A 4,248-nucleotide genomic window follows, 5' to 3' on the forward strand; every position below is an offset into this window, starting at 1 on the left:
GGGTTACAAGATGGGGCGCTGATTCGACGTGGGTATTGGCAACTCAAACTGCAGGAGACCCACTGATGAGATCGACCGCGCCCGCCAGCGCCATCGAGCGCTGAAACAATCGCACCGAATCGCGTGAATATTCCATGCTGCGCACCTCGGATGAACGTTTCATCCTGACCCGGCGCGTAGCGGGCCAGCCGCTGGAAAAGCTCAACGAAGCCATGGAACTTGACGACTTCGTCACGTTCGTCAATGCCCAGGGGCCGCAGAAGGCCAAGCGCGTGAGCAAGCTGGACGTGCAGTTCGAAAAGAACATGCGCAACAAGAAAGAATAAACGCCACCCGAGGGTGGCGTTGGGCAGGCTTATCCGTAAATGATATAAATCATTACGGATGATCTGAATCGATTTCAGTCTGCCAGCGTCGCGATCACCGGCGCGTGATCCGAAGGCTGTTCCCACTTGCGCGGCACCTTGTCGATCACGCAGGCGGTGCAACGCGGCACCAGTTCTTCCGACAACAGGATGTGGTCGATGCGCAGACCCCGATTGAGGCGGAAGCCCATCTGGCGATAATCCCACCAGCTATACATCTTTTCCGGCTGTTCGAAGAGGCGATAGGAGTCTGTCAGGCCCAGCGCTTGCAGTTTGCGGAAGGCCTCGCGCTCGGGTTCGGACACCAGCACCTGGCCTTGCCAGGCCACTGGATCATGCACGTCGCGGTCTTCGGGGGCGATGTTGTAGTCGCCCAGCAGGGCCAGGCGCGGATTGCTGGCTTTTTCCTGGGCCAGCCATTCATGCAGCGCTGCCAACCAGTTCAGCTTGTAGGGATACTTCTCCGACTCCAGCGACTGACCGTTGGGAATATAGGCGCACACATAGCGCACGCCTTCGATAGTGGCGGCGATGATGCGTTGCTGTTCATCGGGGAACAGCGGATTGTTCTTGACCACGTCATTCATCGGATGGCGCGACAGGATGGCCACGCCGTTATAGGTCTTCTGGCCCGAGAACTCGACCAGGTAACCGGCCGCGGCGATCTCGGCGGCGGGGAACTTGTCGTCGGTCAGTTTGGTTTCCTGCAGGCAGAGCACATCGACCGGGTTTTCTTCCAGCCATTTCAAGACTTGCGGCAGGCGGACCTTGAGGGAGTTGACGTTCCAGGTGGCGATTTTCATGGTGTGTGGAGAGTCCTTATTTGATGCGGTTTTGCGCTGCGTTGGTAGCTGAAAATTCTGCCTGGCTACCCAGCTAGCTACCCACTTTCGAGGGCTTGGTTGTATGCGCAAAGTTTTGTTTTGGCGGCACTATAGCATCAGTGGTTAATTTTGTTTTGCGCGATTATGGCATTGATGCTCACGTCAGTAATTCTGGTACAGCCCTTGCTGATGATTGCGAGCAGTAAGATCTCACAACTATGCTGAGTACTCAAAGAAGTAATACTCAAGCAAAAATTCTATTCCGAGAATTACCATTGAGCCCCCCGGCAAACATATCCGAATCTACCTTATGACTTTAGCGTATTGACCCATCGTCCGAGCCATATTAGTCACAGTCGGTCGTCTTCGTTCGTGAATCATTGTGGGTGACGTAACATTGAGATTCAATTGGCGTTGACCTCATTGTTACCTCAACGAAGTCTTCACTCGGATCTTTGTAGTGAAAGCGACCAAATTCTTGATTTACGGAAAGGTAGAAATGGCAGAACAACTTTTTTGTCTTCATACATTCTTTAACGCTCCGGTTGATCAGGGGGGCGGGGAATTCCTCGTTGGTATCACTCGGGCACAAGGCGGCTTCGGTGGCTGGATTTCATTCAATCAACAAGGAAAATTCCCGCTTCTAAGAAAATTTCTCATCGCCTGGTTTATCCCAGGAACTAAATATTTTAGCGATGAGCTGCTTATACGAATGGCGATTGCACAAGCGATTGCTGAACATCGATTTTCTGAGATGAGCGCCGGGGAAGATCCACTCAAGTTCGTACTTGAGATGTCCATTGCTCCTTATCAGGGAGAGGACCTCAAATTTTTTAATTAGGACTCTCTGTTTCTATTTAATGCCAGTGCTGACAACATCTTTACTAGAACTCATTTTATAAATAGGAGTGAGTGCGAGCGAGTCCGTTTGGGATGAAGTGCAAGGCGCGAATTCGCCCAAACGGGCCGCACCCTTCGGGTTCTGCCCAGAAAGGGCGCTGGCCGCGTTGCACTCCTTGCGTTTCGCACCGCCGCGCGACGCGTCGCGCGCCTTTCCAGTGCCCTTTCTGGGCAGAACGCATCTCACGCCTATTTATGAAATGAGTTTTAGTATTGGTATTTTGTCTCTGGGTGCGACATGAAGGAAAGAAAAATGACGATAGAGAAGGCGGACAATGAGGCCCGGTTAGTTAGGATAAGGAGGGTAATTCGTGCCGCACGCTTAGAATTGCCAATTGCTATTGCGGCCTTCGAAACATGGCGTCCCATGGTGGAGGATGGAAGTCTAATTAACCGTGTAAATAATTTGAATGTTACGGAGACTTTCCTTGCCATTAGGGGGCTCTTATGGAGGGAACTGATTATGGCCATTATGCGATTTTGGGATGACGACTCTAAGACCATCGGTTTGCCCTATGTCATAGCTTGGTTGCGTGAAGATGGTGCTAAGGAATTGCTTGCGTCGGACGTTGCTAGTGCTGCTGTCGAGCAGATGAATTTGACCGTGGATGAGAAGAACTCTTTTGTTGAGAATCTCATTGGCGTTTATGACTACGTTGATCAATGCGTGGCCGCCTATGAGAAGGGAGGTGCGTACTATCAAATATATGACAACTTCCGCCGTATTCGTCATCAGCGCTTAGCGCATAGACAGATTAAGCCGAATACTGGAGGTCAGACGGATAGCACCCGTCCTGAACTCGAACAGTTTTACCGAGATACGCTGAATATAGTAAAGATACTCAATGCTTCATTGAATCAAGAGGAATTTGATCTCGAAGGGATTAGATATAGTGCCAAGTGTAAATCAGTAAATTTTTGGGGATCTGTTGCATGGCAAAAAGGGGAGCATGATCATCCATTTCCAGACTGAAAATATCTGCTAAGTGACGATGTATGGAAGAAGGTCGAAGCAATCTTGTTGGGCAAGGAAGGCGACCGAGGACGAACAGCACTCGACAATCGATGGTTTCTCTAAGCGGTGCTGTGGATCGCTCGCACAGGTAGCCCTTGGCGCGATCTGCCAGTCGAGTTCGGTCGGTGGCATACCGTGTACATGCGTTTCTCGCGGTGGAGGCGCAAAGGTGTCTGGCAGCGAATCGCACTTGCAATGGCTGGTGAAACGGAAATCGAACACATCCTGATCGATTCAACCATTGTCCGAGCACACCAACATTCGGCCGGCGCGTCAAAAAAAGTGGACCGGGATTGCAGATAACTGACATGCCCACTCAAGGCCCCAATTCTGCAACGATGATTTTGTGACCCATTGGTTTGCAGTGTTTGTCGAGGCGGTGTTTATCGGATGGATTATCCGTGGCAGGACTCCTATCCCGCGGTTATATTTTTGGGCAGATTTTAGCAAACTATCGTTTGCTGCAATATGAGTGACTAAAAAGGCGACTTCCTCAATACAAAAAAAGGTAAGTTCAAGCGCAACTGGATGATCATCAAAGCTCATGTTCATCAGTTCAACTGGATGCTGAAGATGAGCACCAGATAAGCGGCCACCAGTAGGCGCAATGCGTGCTATCGAAACTTGGAATCCTTCGGGCACATCGCCTTTCATCAATTGGCGTAGTTGCTTCTCTGTAAAAAAACCAAGATGCACGTGTTTGGCAATGTTGATTGAAACCATCGTAGCCCAGCGCGCTAGGATTCTGCACTCTTCGTCACTGAGCTCTGGCCATGACCCTGTTGCGATTTTCGTGATTACCAGTTTGGCATCCTCTTGATATTGTCCCAACCATCCATTGCACCGTTCGCAAATGTGCGGAACCTGCACATCATATGGATGTTGATCTTTGACGATGTCTCGAATGTGGCTGCGAGAATTCGGATTGTTGTAATCCTCCGGTCTTTCTCTCATTTCTCGATGCTTATTGGTAGTCGGAGGAAACGCCTTGCGTAGCCATTTCCCAAACATGTGTTCGTCAGAGAGTGGGGTCAATTGACATGGCCCTTCATTCTGACAAAAGGTACAGATCCCTTTTTTGGGGCGACTTGGCTCCTCGTGACGAAGATCAAGTTGACACGTTTGTCTTTGCAAAAAGGTGATA

4 protein-coding genes and 2 pseudogenes are annotated in these 4,248 nt (G+C 50.3%); 4 read left to right on the forward strand and 2 right to left on the reverse strand.

What is annotated here, in order from left to right; genetic code table 11:
* The first annotated feature begins 65 nt into the window (after nt 1-65).
* Nucleotides 66-326: pseudogene (locus I5W_RS19830) on the forward strand (hypothetical protein).
* A gap of 74 nt (nt 327-400) precedes the next feature.
* Here I5W_RS19830 and xth read toward each other — a convergent pair.
* Nucleotides 401-1,168 (reverse strand): exodeoxyribonuclease III, encoded by a 768-nt coding sequence (gene xth, locus I5W_RS19835; protein ID WP_044530520.1) that lies wholly within the window; start codon nt 1,166-1,168, stop codon nt 401-403.
* Nucleotides 1,169-1,649: 481 nt separating this feature from the next.
* Here xth and I5W_RS19840 point away from each other — a divergent pair, with 481 nt between their 5' ends.
* From I5W_RS19840 to I5W_RS30225, 3 genes and pseudogenes are all read left to right on the forward strand, one after another.
* Nucleotides 1,650-2,030, forward strand: coding sequence for a hypothetical protein (locus I5W_RS19840; RefSeq protein WP_238813969.1), 381 nt, complete (start codon nt 1,650-1,652; stop codon nt 2,028-2,030).
* Nucleotides 2,031-2,342: 312 nt separating this feature from the next.
* Nucleotides 2,343-3,062, forward strand: coding sequence for an AbiU2 domain-containing protein (locus I5W_RS19845; protein WP_017451648.1), 720 nt, complete (start codon nt 2,343-2,345; stop codon nt 3,060-3,062).
* A 6-nt stretch (nt 3,063-3,068) separates the two neighbouring features.
* A pseudogene (locus tag I5W_RS30225) lies at nt 3,069-3,386 on the forward strand (IS5 family transposase); the annotation flags it as partial.
* Here I5W_RS30225 and I5W_RS31510 read toward each other — a convergent pair.
* The coding region (locus I5W_RS31510) for a hypothetical protein (RefSeq protein WP_217284458.1) at nt 3,378-4,248 on the reverse strand (871 nt) is incomplete at its 5' end. The pseudogene I5W_RS30225 and the gene I5W_RS31510 sit on opposite strands and share 9 nt — an antisense overlap.

This window comes from Herbaspirillum sp. B65 (genome assembly GCF_000333555.1).
GTDB lineage: Bacteria > Pseudomonadota > Gammaproteobacteria > Burkholderiales > Burkholderiaceae_D > Herbaspirillum > Herbaspirillum rubrisubalbicans.